A 16,713-nucleotide genomic window follows, 5' to 3' on the forward strand; every position below is an offset into this window, starting at 1 on the left:
ATGAATTGCGTTCCCCGCAAAAGATGTGTTAAGGGCACCATCCTTAGTTGGATTGCCATATCACGGGTGGCGCTGAAGAGCGGGCCCATAAGGAGTTGACGGCACCGTGCAGGTTCTCGTTCGTGACAACAATGTTGACCAGGCGCTTAAGGCGCTCAAGAAGAAGATGCAGCGCGAAGGCGTGTTTCGTGAAATGAAGCTGCGTCGCCACTTCGAAAAGCCCTCCGAGAAGCGCGCCCGCGAAGCAGCTGAAGCTGTTCGTCGCGCCCGCAAGATGGAGCGTAAGCGTCTGGAGCGTGAAGGCTTCTAAGCCTTCCCGTCCTCCGAACGGAAAAAAGCCGCCTCCTTCGGGAGCGCGGCTTTTTTTATGCCTAAAATTCTCCTGCTCCCCTGCCCGCCATCTGCGGACAGGGGAGACGCACAGCTTACTGCGCGTCCATCAGGCGGTGACTGAGATAGATGGCTTCCAGAGCCCGCTCATGCGCAACTTCCGCCGCATTGACTGTACCCGCATGGCCGCCTTCCACGTCTTCATAATACAGGAAGGGCTGCTTCAGGCTTTCCAGCCGGGCCGCGAAACGACGCGCATGGATCGGGCCGACGCGATCATCGCGCGTTGACGTAAAAATAAACGGCTCCGGATAGGCCACACCCGCCTTCAGGTTCTGCAAAGGCGACATTTTCTCCCAGAACGCGCGCGGCCCCGGCTCCGAGACGCTGCCATACTCGGCCGCCCAGGACGCGCCCGCCGCCATCTGCTCGTAATTCATCATATCCAGAAGCGGCACGCCAATGATGGCGGCATTCCACAGTTCTGGATGTTGGGTGAACTCCACCCCCGCCAGCAGACCGCCATTGGAGCGTCCCCGCAGCCCCAGATGCCGTGGCGATGTGATATGACGCGCCGTCAGATCCCGGGCAACGGCTGCAAAGTCGTCATAAGCCTTCTGCCGCCCTTCCCGACGCGCGACATCATGCCATGCCGGGCCAAATTCTCCGCCGCCACGGATATTGGCCATGACGTAAACGCCACCGCGGTCAAACCACGTGATCCCAAGATCGGGATGATAGACCGGCAAATAGGAGAGTCCGAAACCACCATAGGCCGTCATCAGCGTCGAACGGGCCCCGTCTTTCTGCCAATCCTTGGCATGCACAATGAAATAGGGAATGGCCGTCCCATCCGTGCTGGTCGCCGACATCTGTTCGACAACCAGATTGGACGCATCGAACAAATCGGGCTGGCGATACAGAGGCTGATCGGTCTGAGTCGTCGTATTCAGGCCCCAGATCTGTGGCGCCTGAATGAAACCTTCAAGCTGAAGATAGGCCTGTGAAAGACCAGGATCTGACGAAACAATTTCTGCGGCCATATTCTTTGGGAGATCAATGGACCGCGACGTCCATGCTCCAGTCGCGGCCCGGCGAAAGAGCTTCAGGACAGGTTGAACGTTGTCATATAGAACAACCACCAGACCCTCTTTTGTCACTGCCAGAGCATCACCCATACCATCCCCGATCGTCTGACGGGATGTCGGCGACAGGATGAGCTGAGGCACGGCAGGATTTTTCAGGTCCAGCGCGACAATGCTATCGGCGTGAAATGTCTGACCGGACACCGTCCAGTCCTGCAAGAGATGCAGAACCAGTTGGCCATCCAGATAGGACAGGCTGTCATATTTTTCTGGCAGAAGCAGCCGGGTCAGCGTCTGCGTGGCAGGATCAAACAGACTGACTTCCGTGTGGAAAAAATCCCGATGGCGGCTGATCAGAACGAGTTCGTGGCCTTTTTTATCACGCAGGCGCTCCGGCGCCACATCCATATCCGTGATCTGACCGCGATAGACCTCGACGGCCTGATCCAGCTTCTGCCCACGATGCAAAAGCCGAACCGAATACGGGTACCCCGAATGCGTCAGCCCGGCATTGCCCGTCCCCCAGTCCCGCGAGACCAGAAGTGTATTGGCATCAACCCAGATGGCCGTCTGCTTTCCGGACGGAAGATCAAAGCCGTCTTTTACAAAAGTATCTGTCTGCGTGTCGTATTCCCGGACCACATGGGCATCTTCCCCCGCCTGTGAGAGCGACATGAGACAGAACCGGTCCTGCGGGCTGAGACAATCCAGGCCTTCCATGACCCAGTTGGCATGTTCATTGCGCGCCAAAGCATCAAGGTCGAAACGCGTTTTCCATTGCGGATGGCCGGACTGGAAGGAGGAGGTAGACGTGCTGCGCCATATCCCGCGTGTATGATGCTCATCCTGCCAGAAGTTCCAGATTTCTCCGCCCTGCTGCGTCGGAAGCGCAAGACGTGCGGGGGACTGCTGGGCCGTCAGGATTTTCTGATAGAGAGGCTTGTAGCGGGGATCAGAAGTGAGCGTCGCCTCTGTATGGGCGTTCTGTGCCCGCACCCATTCCAACGCTTTGGCGCCGTCTGTCTGACTCAGTTCAGCAGGCGACGGAAGAGAAGATGAGCCCGCATAGGCTGCCAGAGGCAGGATGGAGAGAGACAGACAAAGTGCTCTCGCAAGAACAGGAGACATGGAACGCCTTTACGATACCGACAATATCGGCATCGTAAAGGCATCCGGACAATCAGGCCACAGCTGCTGCGCTGACTGCTTCTTCCACTTCCTGAAAGCTCGGCATCAGATCGGATGGAATGCTTTTGCGGCCGATTTCGACACTGACCTGAGGCGCATTGCCCTGAAGATGCGCCACGATCACAGAGCGCACGAGATCAAGATAAGAGGATTCTTCCTCCACTACGCCCCCCAGCCGACTGGCAATTGGTGCGACAATTCCGTAGGCCAGAAGAATACCAAGAAATGTTCCGACCAGAGCGCCTGCAATCATTTCACCCAGAATGATGGGCGGCTTGCTGATGGACGCCATGGTCTTGATCACACCCAGAACGGCCGCCACGATCCCAAGTGCGGGCAGCGCATCAGCAATGGACTGCAGCGCATGGGAAAGGTGCATTTCCTCCCGCATGTTTTTCTTGAGTTCATTCCCCATCACCTCATCCATCTGATACGGATCGGTGGCGTTCATACCCGCCATACGCAGGTAATCGCAGATGAACGAACAAACATGGGAATTGTCCCGGATTTTCGGGAAAGCACCGAACACCGTACTGCCCTGCGGGTCTTCGATATGGGATTCAAGCGCCATGAACCCTTTGGAAGAGGCCAGCTTCGAGATATGGAACAGCAGACTCAAAAGGTCGACATAGTCCGAACGGACATACTGCGAACCCTTCATAGCCTTCTTCAGGCCACCCGGCAGGTGCTTCACGGCCGCTATGGAATTGGCCATCAGAAAGGTTCCGACGGCAGCCCCCAGAATGGTCAGAAGCTCAAAAGGCATTGATGAAACGAGAGGGCCAATGGCCCCGCCGGATGCCACGAACGATCCGAAAACACAGCCCAGAACAACAACCAGACCGATAATGATGAACATCCGAAAACTTCCTGACTGACCTGAATTTATTGAGAAATATCGGGCGACAGCACCAGAACGATGCGACGGTTCCGCGGGTTGAGAGGCTGGATGGGGTCAAACAGGTTCCGATCGGCATATCCGCTGACGGATTTCAGGCGCCCATCCGGAAAGCCGTTCTGAACCACCAGATCCCGTACGGCGACCGCTCTTGCACTCGACAGGCTCCAGTTGCTCATCTGTCCGGGACGGTAGGGTGCTGCGTCCGTGTAACCGGCGATGGAGAGCTTGCCGTGCAGTTTTTCGAGGTAGGGCACGATCGCCTTGATCAACTGAACTGCATGGGCATCAGGAGTAGACTTGCCCAAAGCGAACATCGGTTGATGGTCGGAATCTGCGATTTGGATATGAAGGCCATCATCGCCCGCGGAAACAGAGACCTGCGAGCGGACATCGGCCAGTTCCGGCGCATTACTGATCAGAGCCTGAATTTTCTGGGCCGCAGCCATTCTGGCAGCCTGTTCGGCCTTCTGGTCTGCGTTCTGGGGAGAAGAGGTGACAGGCGGCTCGCCGGGCTGGATCTGATTATCATGAAGAACGACGATCTGGGCCGTATGAGGGCTGGACGTGCTCTGATCTCTGGCCGTTTGTGCGCCCGAAGCCCCTCCCTGCACCGGTTTTCCGTACTGGTCCTTGCCCGGTTTCAAGGCGACGGCTTTTGTTTCCAGAGAAACAGGCTCGGGAGCCGCAGGCAGAACATTATCCACGGGTGGCGGCATGTCTTTCCAGACCGCCATCGGATTGAAGAAGTTGGCGATACCCTTTCGCTGCTCTTCCGTCGTGGCGTTGATGAGCCACATGACCAGAAAGAACGCCATCATGGCCGTTACGAAATCGGCGTAGGCGATTTTCCATGCCCCGCCGTGATGACCACCTTCAACAACGTCAAAACGTTTGATGATGATCTTTCGTGCTTCTTTGCCGTTCTGGTTGGACATCCCGCCTCCTGAGTGGTCTCAGTATGACAGGCGAGTTCTTAAGGAGAGGTTTAAGAACGCTCCGGCAACCGCACGCCTGTGACAAAATCCGGCTCATGCACGGCGTAACAGCGTATAGCCTGCCCCCGAACTTCGCGGCAGGATGTCGCGGCTTTCTGCCCTTCCCTGCCATGCCTCTGCTCTTCAATCACGACCGTTTTCGCCATCGCTGTGGCTGGAAGGCGGAAAAGATCCCAACGCGGGTCTGTTCCGATAACGGGAAGAATATTCTGTGTGAATGCCAGACGGGAGGCCAGACCATAATCTTCGGCGGCCAAAGCCGTCGCGCCCTGCGCCTTTGCCTGTAAGGCCACCTTGCGGGCAAATTCATCCCATCCTCCGGTCAGACGCAACACCGGGTCGCGATGCGGGACGAGATGAAGCGGCGAAAATATTGCCTGAATGCAAACGATCATAGTGATGACCAGTCCGCTGACCACAGGCCAGCGGATGCGCCATCCGGCTTCAAGCGCGGCGATGGCAAGCACCGGATAGATGACGGCAGGCCAGTTTGGCTGCACGCGGTCTCCGAAAGCATGGGCGACAAACACGGCCGTCGGCACCAGAGCCAGCCATGCCAGCAGCCAGTTGCGTCTGACACACACCCAAAGCCCGATCACAAACAGGATAAAAACAAGCGGCGTGGCAAGTCCGATCTGTCCGCCGATCAGTTCGCCCATAAACTGGAGCGCCCGTGCCGGATGCCAGTCGCCCGTTCGGCCTCCCTGCCTGATAAAGCTGGCCCAGTGATGTCTCGCATTCCACACAATGACAGGCGACATCGCCACGAACAGCCCCGGAAGAGCCAGCCAGGGACCGGGTTGCTGACGCAGACGTTTCGTCGTGAGAACTGCCCCTCCCAGTCCAAGACCGATCAGGACGGCTGTATATTTTGAATCAAACGCCAGTCCCAGCAGAAGGCCAGATCCGATCCACCACGGAAGAGCCGCGCGTGCGGTCAGTTCGGGATCAATCGCGCGGCTGAGCGTGTAGAGAAACAGCGTAATGAAGAACAGCAGCGGCGTATCGGGCGTCATCGTCGCAGCACCCAGACCGAGCATCAGGGTAGCATTCAGCAACAGCGCGGCCCTGAGCCCCGATTGCGGCCATGGAGACCCCGGTAACAGCCGCCGCGCCGCATGGTACAGCGCCCAGCTTCCCGGCAGGACGGACAGTGGACCCAGCAGACGGACACCCAGCGTCGTATCCCCGACAATCCACGTTCCAACACGGACCCACAGGGCCACCATGAACGGGTGATCCAGATAGCCGGGCTGAAGATTGCGCGACCAAACCCAGTAATACGCCTCGTCCGGCGTTAGTGGCACACTGGCTGCAAGGTACAGACGGATGATCGTCAGACCCGCGAGAAGCTCCCAGAAGAGCCGGATATTTCGCGCATTTTCACCCACGGTCTCAGCGCCAGACCAGCGTGGAAGACACCGCATAGTTCCAGACCACACCAACGACGGCCCCGGCGGCAGACGAGCGGTCCCAGTGACCATGACCCGCACTATCCAGCATCATCCGGGCAATGCCGATATTGGCGACGGCCCCCAGCGAACAGACCGCGACGAAGACAGCCAATCCTCGCCAGAGCTTATGACCCTTGAGGCGACGATCATGGTAGGTGAAGCGGTTGTTCAGCAGAAAATTCGTCAGAATAGCGACAGCGGTTCCGGCGAGTTGTGCCCAGGAAAAACTCAGGCCGCATGCGCCTGCCAGATCCAAAACGCTGACATTCACGACCACACCAATAAGCCCGACCAGCGCAAAGGCCATGAAGCGGGTCGGCAGCCAGCCATGCGTCAGCTTGTCGAGTATCATGGTCGCAAACTGAAGCAGTACCACGACATCAAGCTTGCTCTCGCCTGCAAGGCGCGGGCGGAAGACGAATGGCACCTCGACAATCCGGACAGTTTTGGGAGCGGACATCACCAGATCAAGCAAAATCTTGAAGCCTGTCCCGGACAGGCGCGGCAACAGGGATTCAAAAAGATCCCGACGAATGGCGAAAAAGCCGCTCATCGGATCGCTCAATGGATGCGGCATGACGGCCTGTGCAGCCCGGATGCCCGCATCCGAAAGCAGATGCCTCCAACGACCGGCCAGTCCACCACTATCGCCACCCTCGACATGGCGGCTGGCCACGACCAGTTCGGCACCCTTCTGTAATTCAACAAGCATGGTCCGCAAAACGGATTCATCGTGTTGCAGATCGCCGTCCATCACCGCAACCAGAGGAGCGCTGGACGACAGAATACCTTCGATTACGGCAGAAGACAGCCCCCGACGGCCAACGCGGCGCACCAGTCGGACCCGTGGGTCCAGCCGCGCAAGCCGGGACACCTCATTGGCCGTTCCATCCGGTGAATTGTCATCAACGAAAATGACTTCCCACGCCGTGCCCTCAAGCGCCCCTTCAAGCGCCGCAACCATCGGCCCCACATTGGACACCTCGTTGTAGCAGGGAACAATGACGCTCAGTTCGGCCGGAAGAGACAGCAACCGGGAAGCGGTCATGGGTTCAGCCGGTCAGATCGGCACGCCGGCAAGATCGCGGCTCGTATGGATGGTCTGGAGAGTCTGGACGCGAACGACATGCGGACTGTCAGTCAGCAGGCGTGTCAGGGCATTCTGATGGGCGGCATCACGGGCAACCAGACGGACGAGAAAATCTCCGCCGCCCCGGATCATGTGACATTCGCGCGTTTCGGGCCATGCGCCGACCTGAGCCTCGAAGGCCTCAAGAACACTTCCCTTTTGGCTATCAAGGCCAATCAGGGCGTAGAAATTCAGAGACCATCCCAGCAGGGCAGCATCCACTTCGGCGTGATATCCCTTGACGATTCCCAGCTCCTCAAGCCGTCGGACCCGCCTCAGGCAGGGAGGCGCGGAAATGCCGGTACGACGGGCAAGTTCCACGTTGGTCATGCGTCCATCGGCCTGGAGTTCGGCAATGATCTGCCGGTCGATGGCGTCCAGTTCAATCGGTGCGGAGTGCGAAGAAGCGTTCATTTCAATCTGACGTATATGTCAGCCGACATGATCCGCAAAGATGGCACATGCGTCCGAAGTCCCTATATGAAGGGGCCTGATATCATTTGAGGACCAATCATGCCCGAAATCCATCATACGGATCTGCTGGTTGTGGGCGCTGGCCCTGCTGGCTACACGGCGGCAATCTACGCGGCCCGCGCAAGTCTTAAGCCGATTCTCGTGACCGGAATGCAGCCCGGCGGCCAGCTGACCATCACGACGGATGTTGAAAACTATCCCGGCTTTGCGACTCCTGTTCAGGGCCCCTGGCTGATGGAGCAGATGCGCGCGCAGGCCGAGCATGTCGGAACGCGCCTGATTTATGACCTGATCGTTCAGGCCGATCTGAAAAAAGGCCCCGGACCGGATGGATATTTCCGTCTGGTCGGAGATTCGGGAGACGAGTTCCGTGCCCGCACGGTTGTGATCGCTACGGGTGCTCAGGCCCGGTGGCTCGGCCTCGAATCGGAAAAGCGTCTCCAGCGCGGCGGCGTCTCTGCCTGCGCGACCTGTGACGGCTTTTTCTATCGCGGCAAGACGGTAGCCGTGATCGGTGGCGGCAATACGGCAGTCGAGGAAGCGTTGTATCTGACGCACCACGCGGACAAGGTTCATCTGATCCATCGCCGGGACAGCCTGCGCGCCGAGCGCATCCTTCAGGAACGCCTGTTTTCCAACCCGAAGATCGAAGTTCATTGGAACAAGGCTGTCGAAGAGGTTCTCGGTTCAGGCGAACCGGAAGTAGTTTGTGGGATCGCTCTGAAAGATACCCAGACAGGCGCGCCGTCCAAACTGGATGTCGACGGGGTTTTCGTCGCCATCGGCCACACGCCGAATACCGGTCCTTTCCTGCATGAAGTCGCATGTGACAGCGACGGATATATCCTGACGGAAAGCGGCGGGACCGAAACATCCGTCAAGGGCGTGTTTGCAGCAGGCGACATTCAGGATCGCATTTTCCGGCAGGCCGTCACAGCGGCCGGAACAGGCTGCATGGCCGCTCTGGAAGCCGAACGATATCTTTCTGGCATACCTGCCATGACAAAAACTTGACCCTCGCGCGTGCTTCAGACAATTTCGTCCTTTCAACGACATATCTTGACGGATAACGCCGGGACGTATGGGTAAAAAGGACGAAGACCGTCGCCTTGGCGAACGGGGAGAAAACCAGATGGACTGGGACAAGCTGCGGATTTTTCATGCCGTGGCGGAAGCTGGTTCCTTTACCCATGCCGGTGACCGGCTGGGATTGAGCCAGTCGGCAGTCTCCCGGCAGATTTCCGCGCTTGAAGACGTCCTGCGCGTGCCGCTGTTCCATCGGCATGCGCGCGGGTTAATCCTGACGGAACAGGGCGATGTCCTGAACCGTACGGTCCGGGAGGTTTTCTCCAAACTGGCTCTGACCCAGGCTTTCCTGAGCGAAAGCAAGGAGCGGGCCGCAGGAAAGATCAAGATTACCACGACAACGGGCTTCGGCCTCTCATGGCTCTCCCCACGTCTGAACCGTTTTCTGGAACTGCATCCCGACATTGAAGTCACACTTCTGCTTGAAGATGCGGATCTGGATCTGGGCATGCGTGAGGCAGACGTCGCCATCCGGCTACACCCGCCCACACAGCCCGATCTGGTGCAGCGTCATCTCGCCAATTTCCCCATGCCGATTTATGCAAGCGCCGCCTATCTTGAGCGCCATGGGACACCAAACTCTATCGAAGATCTGGCCAATCATCAGATCATCAGCTTTGCAGGCTGGCACCTGCCACTGCCTAATGTGAACTGGTTGCTGGATCTTCTGCGTCAGGAAGGTGTTGCACGCCAAGGCAGCCGTCGTCTGGCCATCAACAATATCTCGGCGGTCGCGAATGCGATTGCAGCCGGAACCGGCATCGGCTCCCTGCCCCTTTATGCCGCAGCAGGCTATCCTGATCTTGTCAGGATATTGCCGAACCAGCAGGTGCCCTTGGTGGAAGCCTATTTCGTCTACCCTGAAGAATTGCGGACATCAAAGCGGATCGCGGTCTTCCGGGACTTTCTTCTTTCCGAAATCAGCAACCTCAAAGGGCAGGAACAGGGATAAGAAACTGGGAGGCTTTTACGCCTCCTACCCTCTGCGACCATGCGTCGAGGGACAGACATGAGGCCGATTGCTGGATCGGAAGACCGCTTCCCCAATCGGCGCAAATCCACTGCCCCGTCCGAGGCGATGCGCATTGTTAGGCATCTGCTCAAGCACAATGACGCCTGACGCCATTCGGTAACAGGCTGCTGCCTGCGGTGAGTGTGCTTTGTTGCCCTGATGATGCGCCATAATGTTCCCGCCAGGTTTCGGGGAGCCATGAGCCCATGCTGCCGAGGGAGCCATAAGCAAAGCCCCAAAAGAGACGCCCGTTATCCAGACAGAGATCACCAGAAAATGCGGAAGAGGCTTCATAAGTTCATGGTATCGCAAAAACGCTTTACCGAGCCAGTCTTCACCATTCCCGGTCATATCCTTGCAGCACAGCTGATGCGCCTTGGCCACAATAGTGTCAGTTCCCGGATTTTGACGATGACAGGCGCCGGTTAACGCGCTCCCGGAGTTCCTTGCCCACCTTGAAGAACGGGACGCTCTTTTCCTCAACAGGCACGATATCGCCCGTCCGGGGATTGCGCCCTGTCCGAGCTGCACGTTCACGGGGGAGAAATGCCCCAAAACCACGCAGTTCCACACGATCCCCGCGCGCAAGTGCAGAACCGATCTCGTCAAAGACCGCGTGGACGATGCGTTCTATATCGCGGGTGAGAAGGTGCGGATATGCTTCCGCCAGTTCGGCGATAAGTTCGGATCGAGTCATGACAGTTGTTCCACCTGACTCCGCCTTCTGAAACAGGCCATCAGAGTTGCAAAATCGCAACGGCTCCGTCAAGGCCTTCACGGTCGAGAGCGCTGGAGAAACTTCCTCCCAGCAACCCTGTCAGAAGCGCCTTTTTGCCGGGCCATTCATACCAGCGTCTGGAGCGTTCTGGCATCAACGGCATAACCGGATAGGACAGCGTCCCGATATTCAGCCGTTTTCTGAGCCACAGACGCGCCGCATCTTCGTCCCCGAGTTCATCGACAAGCCCGAGTGCAATGGCCTGCCGACCCGTATAGGCACGTCCATCGGCCATGCTGCGGACTTTCTCTTCCGTCAGATGACGGCCGTCCGCAACCATCGACACGAATTGAGCAAACAGATCGTTGACGATGCCCTGAAGCATCTGACGTCCTTCAGGAGTCAGAGCACTGGTAGGATCAGTCTGGTCTTTCATGGCACCGGATGTAATGGCATCCACGCCGATTCCCAGACGTCCAAGACCGGCCGAAACATCGGGACGCTGAAAAATAACCCCGATCGAACCGGTCAGCGTTGAAGGCAAGGCAACGATATGCTGCGCCGGTACAGAGAGCATATAGGCCGCAGATGCTCCCATATCTCCCATTGAAACAGAAACCGGCTTGACCGCGGCGAAGCGCTTGACTGCGTCATGAAGCCTTTCGCCGCCTGTAACGCCTCCACCCGGACTGTCCACAACCAGAAGGAGCCCGGTCACATCCGGTGCCGTCTGGGCCTGTTTCAGAGCACGGACGATCTGTGAAACGTCGTTCTGCACGACGCCGTTGATGGCAAGACGGACGATATGCGGTCTGTGGCTGAAATTCGGCCCAACAGACCCACGATGGCCCATCATGGAAATGACAACCGCGCCGCAGAACGCAACGAGCGCTCCCACCCGCCAGAAGAGTAATTGCCGATGCTTTAACTGACGTGTCAGAAAAAGATTCAATTCAACACTCATAACGGGAATTCTGCTCCTGCTTTCCGGACGCGGCCAAAGAAGATCAGTCTTCTTTCTTGGTGCGACGTGCGCGGGTAGACTCTTTCTTGCCCTCTCCGCTTGCCGCACTGATCTTCCGACCCAGACCGATCTCACGCGCCAGGGCAGAACGACGCTGGGCGTAGTTCGGAGCCACCAGAGGATAATCCGCCGGCAGACCCCAGCGCTCACGGTACTGTTCCGGCGTCATGTCATAGGCACTCTGAAGATGGCGCTTGAGCATCTTCAGCTTTTTGCCGTCTTCAAGACAGATGATGTAATCAGGAAAAACGGAGCGCTTGACGGGGACAGCAGGCTGCGGACGCTCGGGCTGCGGCGCCTCTTCGGGAACGCCAGCCTTTGACAGCGCGTCATAAACCTGACGGATCAGGGCTGGCAGGGCTTCAGCTTCGAGAGTTCCGCGAGACGCCTGGGCAGCAACGATTCTGGCCGTAAGCTCTAAGAGTCCTGTATTGGAAGTGCTTTCAGACATAATATCTCATCCTATCCATTTGAATGAATTTTCAGTTCCTTAACGCCTGTAAAGGGTCAGGTAAATGCGGCATGGAAATATTTGACGTATTCCTTTTCCCACCCATGATTATCACCATATCAAAATAACCCGCAAACAAAAATAACTCTATGCGCTTACAAATGTATCCTGTGTTGCGCCTGACAACTGGAATGACGACATGATCCGTGAAACCGTCACGCTTTCAACAACAAGTGATTTTTCCGGCTGGCGTGCATGGGCGCGCAAACTGCTTCATGACAAAGTTTCGGCCGAATCAATACAATGGATCGTGGAAGCCCCACCGTCCCTTTACGGCATCTCTGCCACGCGAACTCTTCCTACAGCCCCGTCGACCGCCAGTCTTCCTCGCGCTCTTGCCGCGATTTTTCCCGCTGTTTTCGTTTCCGATGCCCCTGACAGGCTGCACCTGTTATACCTCACGCTTCAGACTTTACGCGACGGTATGCCGGTGCCAGATGAATTGACCGAGCGCCTCCGCAGCATCGCTATAGAAACTCGGAAAAAAGCACTCGACCTGCGCTGCCAGATGCCCGACGCCATCAATCCGGAATGGCAGATCCTGCATACCTCTCATACTGCGGCCCTGATCGACAGTCAGGCAGACGCACTGTCAAACCTACGACCCACACCGTGGATCGTGATGGCGCCTGATCGAACACTGCTCTGGGATGGTCGGGAATATCGTTTTGGACCAGGTTTCACAGATAATGCACTGCCGCCATCAGAGGTGATCGAAACTGCACAAAAGCTCGCTACCGCTGGCCGCGGAAACGCCTACTGGGACGGAATCGCGCCGGTACGACTCCATTCTACCCCCGGAAAGATTGAATCTTCTTCTTCCCTCGCCAGTCTGCGCGCTCAGGCGATCGACTGCCAGATGTGCGAATTGTGCAAGCCCGCGACGCGAACCGTTTCCGGAGAAGGTAACCCCAAAGCCCGAGTCATCTTCATTGGCGAGCAGCCCGGAGATCAGGAAGATCTTCACGGACGCCCCTTTGTTGGACCAGCAGGACAACTGTTTGACCGTGCTCTGCGAGAGGCTGGCGGCAGTCGTGCAGAGATGTGGATCACCAATGCCGTCAAACATTTCAAATTCATTCCAAAAGGACATCGCCGCATCCATCAAAAACCCGATGCACCTGAGATCAACGCCTGCACACCGTGGCTTGCAACAGAGCGCAGGGTTCTGTCTCCCGAAGTGACGGTCATGCTGGGCGTTACAGCGGCCAGTGCTGTTCTGGGACGCTCGGTTACAGTGTCGCGCGAGCGCTCAAGGCCTATTCCTCTCGAGGACGGCAGTATCGGTCTGGTAACCGTACATCCGTCTTATCTACTGCGCCTGCCCGATGAGGAGTCGAAGGCACGCGAATATACAAAATTCGTAAACGATCTCAGAATGGCGATTTCCACTCTCGCCGGATAATGCCGTTAGGGCTAAGAAACCCGGGCAATGAGTGGCAGCACCATCTCCTCGGGACAACCGACTCCGGATAATACGAACACACGGCCTGCACCGCTGCGGCCGCGGGCACGTCCTTTTCTCTCGTGGCTGTACGCTCCCAGCGCTTCATCCGTCACGTTTGCCCTGCGCAACACCATTGCGGCCTGTCTGGCGATCGGGATTGCCTTCTGGATGGAACTGGACGACCCGGCATGGGCCGCCATGACCGTCTGGGCCGTCGCGCAGACCAGCCGGGGTGAAAGCCAGTCCAAGGCCAAATGGCGTATCGTCGGCACCATCAGTGGCGGCGTTGCCGCCATCACCATCATGGCGCTTGCCCCGCAGGCGCCATGGCTGTTTTTTCCCATGATCGCATTATGGATCGGCCTGTGCAGCGGTTTTGCAACATTCGTTAGCAACTTCCGCTCCTATGCCCTTGTTCTTGCAGGATATACCTGTTCCATTATCTGCATGGGCGCAGCGTCCAATCCCGACAATATCTTCATGGTCGCGATGTCGCGCGGCACTTACATTGTGCTCGGTGTGTTGTGTGAAGCTTTCATGGGGCTGATTTTTGCCACCAGTCAGGAACGACATGCCCGCGCGCAACTCAGACAGAAACTTGAATTGGCACTGGTTCTCGTCACGACAACATTGTGCAGCCTTCTGGGGGAAGAGCGCGGCGCGCTGAACGCGGCCCGTCGTCAGTTCGGCACGATCCTCACCATCAACGACCAGATCGAATTTGCCGAAGTTGAAATGGGCCCGCACGGCCATGAAGGCGACCATGCACGCGCAGCCCTCGCCGCCGTCTCAGCCCTTCTGTCACGCGGGTTCGGAATGGCCATGCGCCTTCAGGTGCTCAACCATAACCACCCGGCGTTTACCAAAACCGCAGACGAGATCCTCGCTTTTCTGAAGCAGTTTCCACAGCGTCTGCCCGACCAGAATGCCGTCCCTGCCCTCCTCGCGGATTTACAGCATTTTCGGGATGTCTGCCGTCTGTACGCTGCACCACATCGCGAAACCGACATTCGTCCGGATCTTGAGCCGATCCCCGGGCACGAACCCTTTGACGAGGCCAATGCCAGCCCGGAGATGCTGGACGACAGGCTGGACGAGCGCGTGCTTTTCGTCTCTCTCGGGGAGCTTCTGGGCGATCTGGAACAGGCCATCAAGGAATACGAAGCCAGTACGCATCGCATCAAAGGCGATCACTTCCACTTCCAGCTCGAAACCCATCGCGACACTCGTGAAGCCGTCCATAACGGCCTGCGTGGAGCCTGCGCGGTTCTGATCACAGCCTATATTTATGAAGTCACGGCCTGGCCGAATGGCCTTGGCTTCATCGCCATTACGACGCTGGTCTGCGGGCTTTTTGCCACCAAAGAAAATCCCGTTCTTGGCACCACGGAATTCCTCAAAGGCGCCGTGGCAGCCTATATCGTCGCGTGGTTTCTGGTCTTCGTTCTGATGCCGAAAGTCACGACATTCGAGACCCTGACCCTTTTTCTGGGGCCCGCCATGTTTCTGGGCGGACTGGCCAAGGGTAACCCGGCCACCGCAGGCGGCTCGGCGGCCTACGGACTTCTGCTTCCAGCCATGCTTGGTCTGGAAAACCATCACGTCATGAACGAGCTTGCTTTTTATAATGGCAACATGGCAACCGTTCTTGCAGTCGCCGTCAGCGTAATCGTTTTCCGAACCGTCCTGCCCTTCAGCAGCGATGCCGAACGCCTCCGCCTCCGCCGCGTCATGCTGGGCGAGTTGCAACATCTGGCCCATCCGGGCTTCACCCCGCGCATCAGCGTATGGATCGGACGCAATACGGACCGCTTTGCCCGCCTAATCCGTCATGCAGGCCCAACCCCTGCCCCGCTGATCGAAGCCTGTATCCTCGGAACGCTGGCCACATTGACTCTTGGGCTAAATGTCATCCGTCTACGCGCCTTGCTGGATCGCGAGTATCTGCCCGAAAGCGCAAGACGGCCAATCCTGCTTGTTCTGCATTATGTTGAAGAATCAACCCGCAGACACGACAAAGCCGCCCGCATCGCAGAAGCCGCCGTACGACGTCTCCGCGTTCTCGATGCCCAGGAAACGGATCTGGTAACGCGCCTTGAGCTCACACGCGCCATCACCTATCTGGTCGTGATCGCCCATACCATGCGGACGAACGAAGATTTCCTTGATGCCAGCAAACCCTTCCGGGGCGAAAGAAACAGCCGACTGCTCAACTCCGGACAGAGCTGAGCAGTTTTCCAAAGAGAGACAGGGCTGCAAATGCCCCCGCCTCGACGCTATTTTTGCATCTGGATCTTGAAAATATTTACTCCGAGATCCTGCGCGATAGACTGAATAGCCAGCTGTCCGCGGACACTGTTTCCCGCAGCATCAAGCGGTGACGAGTAAACCGCAATTGCCATTTTCCCGGGCACAACCGCAACAATGCCACCGCCAACACCGCTTTTCGCAGGCAGCCCAACATTATAAAGCCACTCACCAGACGTATTATAAAGGCCAGCGGTCGCCATAACGGCTAAAACGCGCGCGCTTGTTTCAGCATCGGTAACCGCCTGATGGGTAAGCGGATTGGTGCCACCATTTGCCAGCGTCGCTCCCATAACAGCAAGATCTTTTGCTGTAACGTCATAGGAACATTCACGAGTATACAAATCGATTGTTTCAGTCGGATCTGCATAGAGCGATTTATAACTTTTCAGCAGAACCGCAATCGCCAGATTATGCTGATTATCCGCCATTTCAGAATCATAGACGTCTTTATTCAGCATCAATGAATGCCCCGCAAAAGCCGAAGCTTCCTTGAGAAGCATGTTCCATTTTTCTTCGAGTGATTTGCCGTCAACGAGACTTGCCGTGGCAATAGCGCCTGCATTCACCAAAGGATTACCGGGCGGAGGACTGCCCGTCAGTTTGTCATGATTAAGCTCGATCGCCAGAGCAGAATTAAAAGGAAGGCCGGTAGCATTCACGCCTATTTTGTTTTGGACGGTTTTTGCTCCCTTCACTTTCAGGACATGAGCCAAAGTAAAAACCTTGGCGATCGACTCAACGGGGAAAAGATGCTCCGCATCTCCCGCTTCAAAAATTTTTCCGTCTGTCGTGACGACTGCAATACCGTAAAGTTTCGTGTTGGCCTTCGCTAAATAAGAAATATACGAGGCATTAGAGCCGTCTGTTATTGTTTTATAGTGATTATAGGCCCGATCGACTACCTGCTGAATATTTAATGCAGGAGCCTGTTGAGAAAAATCGCGCGCGAGCGCAGCCTGCGTTATACAAAAAACGACATATGAAGCGATTGCTGCTGTATTCAGATATCCCGGAAAAGATTTTTTTCTCGTCATCATAATAGCTTTTCT

General features: G+C 56.9%; 15 protein-coding genes. 5 read left to right on the forward strand and 10 right to left on the reverse strand.

Going from position 1 to position 16,713, the window contains the following annotated elements; genetic code table 11:
• Window positions 1-106 precede the first annotated feature (106 nt).
• Window positions 107-310: a 30S ribosomal protein S21 gene (gene rpsU, locus JK208_RS04725; protein WP_011251722.1), complete on the forward strand. Its 204-nt coding sequence runs from the start codon at window positions 107-109 to the stop codon at window positions 308-310.
• 115 nt (window positions 311-425) lie between these two features.
• Here the strand turns inward: rpsU and JK208_RS04730 are convergent, their stop codons facing one another.
• From JK208_RS04730 to JK208_RS04755, 6 genes are read right to left on the reverse strand one after another with little or no spacing between them, the layout of a single operon-like run.
• Window positions 426-2,543, reverse strand: a complete 2,118-nt coding sequence (locus JK208_RS04730; RefSeq protein WP_211574524.1) for a prolyl oligopeptidase family protein — start codon at window positions 2,541-2,543, stop codon at window positions 426-428.
• A 52-nt stretch (window positions 2,544-2,595) separates the two neighbouring features.
• Window positions 2,596-3,462 (reverse strand): flagellar motor stator protein MotA, encoded by an 867-nt coding sequence (gene motA / locus JK208_RS04735; protein WP_062027286.1) that lies wholly within the window; start codon window positions 3,460-3,462, stop codon window positions 2,596-2,598.
• Window positions 3,463-3,488: 26 nt separating this feature from the next.
• Entirely contained in the window at window positions 3,489-4,439 is a 951-nt protein-coding gene (locus tag JK208_RS04740; protein WP_211574525.1) for a flagellar motor protein MotB, read from the reverse strand.
• Between the two features lie 50 nt (window positions 4,440-4,489).
• The gene (locus JK208_RS04745) at window positions 4,490-5,983 is read right to left on the reverse strand and encodes a glycosyltransferase family 39 protein (RefSeq protein WP_211574526.1); all 1,494 of its coding nucleotides are present in this window, start codon (window positions 5,981-5,983) and stop codon (window positions 4,490-4,492) included.
• Window positions 5,895-7,001, reverse strand: a complete 1,107-nt coding sequence (locus tag JK208_RS04750; protein ID WP_211574527.1) for a glycosyltransferase family 2 protein — start codon at window positions 6,999-7,001, stop codon at window positions 5,895-5,897. The genes JK208_RS04745 and JK208_RS04750 overlap by 89 nt, the downstream gene beginning before the upstream one ends.
• Window positions 7,002-7,013: 12 nt before the next feature.
• Complete coding sequence (locus JK208_RS04755; protein ID WP_099286487.1) at window positions 7,014-7,496, reverse strand: Lrp/AsnC family transcriptional regulator; 483 nt, start codon at window positions 7,494-7,496, stop codon at window positions 7,014-7,016.
• A gap of 99 nt (window positions 7,497-7,595) precedes the next feature.
• On the opposite strand from JK208_RS04755, the gene trxB reads away from it, so the two are divergent.
• Together trxB and JK208_RS04765 are read left to right on the forward strand one after the other, a co-directional pair.
• Window positions 7,596-8,570 (forward strand): thioredoxin-disulfide reductase, encoded by a 975-nt coding sequence (trxB, locus tag JK208_RS04760; RefSeq protein WP_194267786.1) that lies wholly within the window; start codon window positions 7,596-7,598, stop codon window positions 8,568-8,570.
• A gap of 118 nt (window positions 8,571-8,688) precedes the next feature.
• Complete coding sequence (locus tag JK208_RS04765) at window positions 8,689-9,594, forward strand: LysR family transcriptional regulator (RefSeq protein ID WP_211574763.1); 906 nt, start codon at window positions 8,689-8,691, stop codon at window positions 9,592-9,594.
• A 451-nt stretch (window positions 9,595-10,045) separates the two neighbouring features.
• Here JK208_RS04765 and JK208_RS04770 read toward each other — a convergent pair whose 3' ends face one another.
• From JK208_RS04770 to JK208_RS04780, 3 genes are read right to left on the reverse strand one after another with little or no spacing between them, the layout of a single operon-like run.
• On the reverse strand, window positions 10,046-10,351 hold the full coding sequence (locus JK208_RS04770) for an integration host factor subunit beta (RefSeq protein ID WP_211574528.1): 306 nt from the start codon (window positions 10,349-10,351) through the stop codon (window positions 10,046-10,048).
• 40 nt (window positions 10,352-10,391) lie between these two features.
• Window positions 10,392-11,336, reverse strand: coding sequence for a signal peptide peptidase SppA (sppA, locus tag JK208_RS04775; protein WP_211574529.1), 945 nt, complete (start codon window positions 11,334-11,336; stop codon window positions 10,392-10,394).
• Window positions 11,337-11,379: 43 nt separating this feature from the next.
• Window positions 11,380-11,847 carry a MucR family transcriptional regulator gene (locus tag JK208_RS04780; protein WP_194262122.1) on the reverse strand — a complete coding sequence of 156 codons (468 nt, stop codon included), beginning with the start codon at window positions 11,845-11,847 and terminating at the stop codon, window positions 11,380-11,382.
• A 199-nt stretch (window positions 11,848-12,046) separates the two neighbouring features.
• Here JK208_RS04780 and JK208_RS04785 point away from each other — a divergent pair, with 199 nt between their 5' ends.
• Together JK208_RS04785 and JK208_RS04790 are read left to right on the forward strand one after the other, a co-directional pair.
• Window positions 12,047-13,312 carry a UdgX family uracil-DNA binding protein gene (locus JK208_RS04785; RefSeq protein ID WP_211574530.1) on the forward strand — a complete coding sequence of 422 codons (1,266 nt, stop codon included), beginning with the start codon at window positions 12,047-12,049 and terminating at the stop codon, window positions 13,310-13,312.
• Window positions 13,313-13,339: 27 nt separating this feature from the next.
• Complete coding sequence (locus JK208_RS04790; protein ID WP_211574531.1) at window positions 13,340-15,583, forward strand: FUSC family protein; 2,244 nt, start codon at window positions 13,340-13,342, stop codon at window positions 15,581-15,583.
• Between the two features lie 47 nt (window positions 15,584-15,630).
• Here the strand turns inward: JK208_RS04790 and glsA are convergent, their stop codons facing one another.
• Entirely contained in the window at window positions 15,631-16,701 is a 1,071-nt protein-coding gene (glsA, locus tag JK208_RS04795; RefSeq protein ID WP_211574532.1) for a glutaminase A, read from the reverse strand.
• Window positions 16,702-16,713: the final 12 nt, after the last annotated feature.

Source organism: Gluconobacter sp. Dm-74 (assembly GCF_018256135.1).
GTDB lineage: Bacteria > Pseudomonadota > Alphaproteobacteria > Acetobacterales > Acetobacteraceae > Gluconobacter > Gluconobacter cadivus.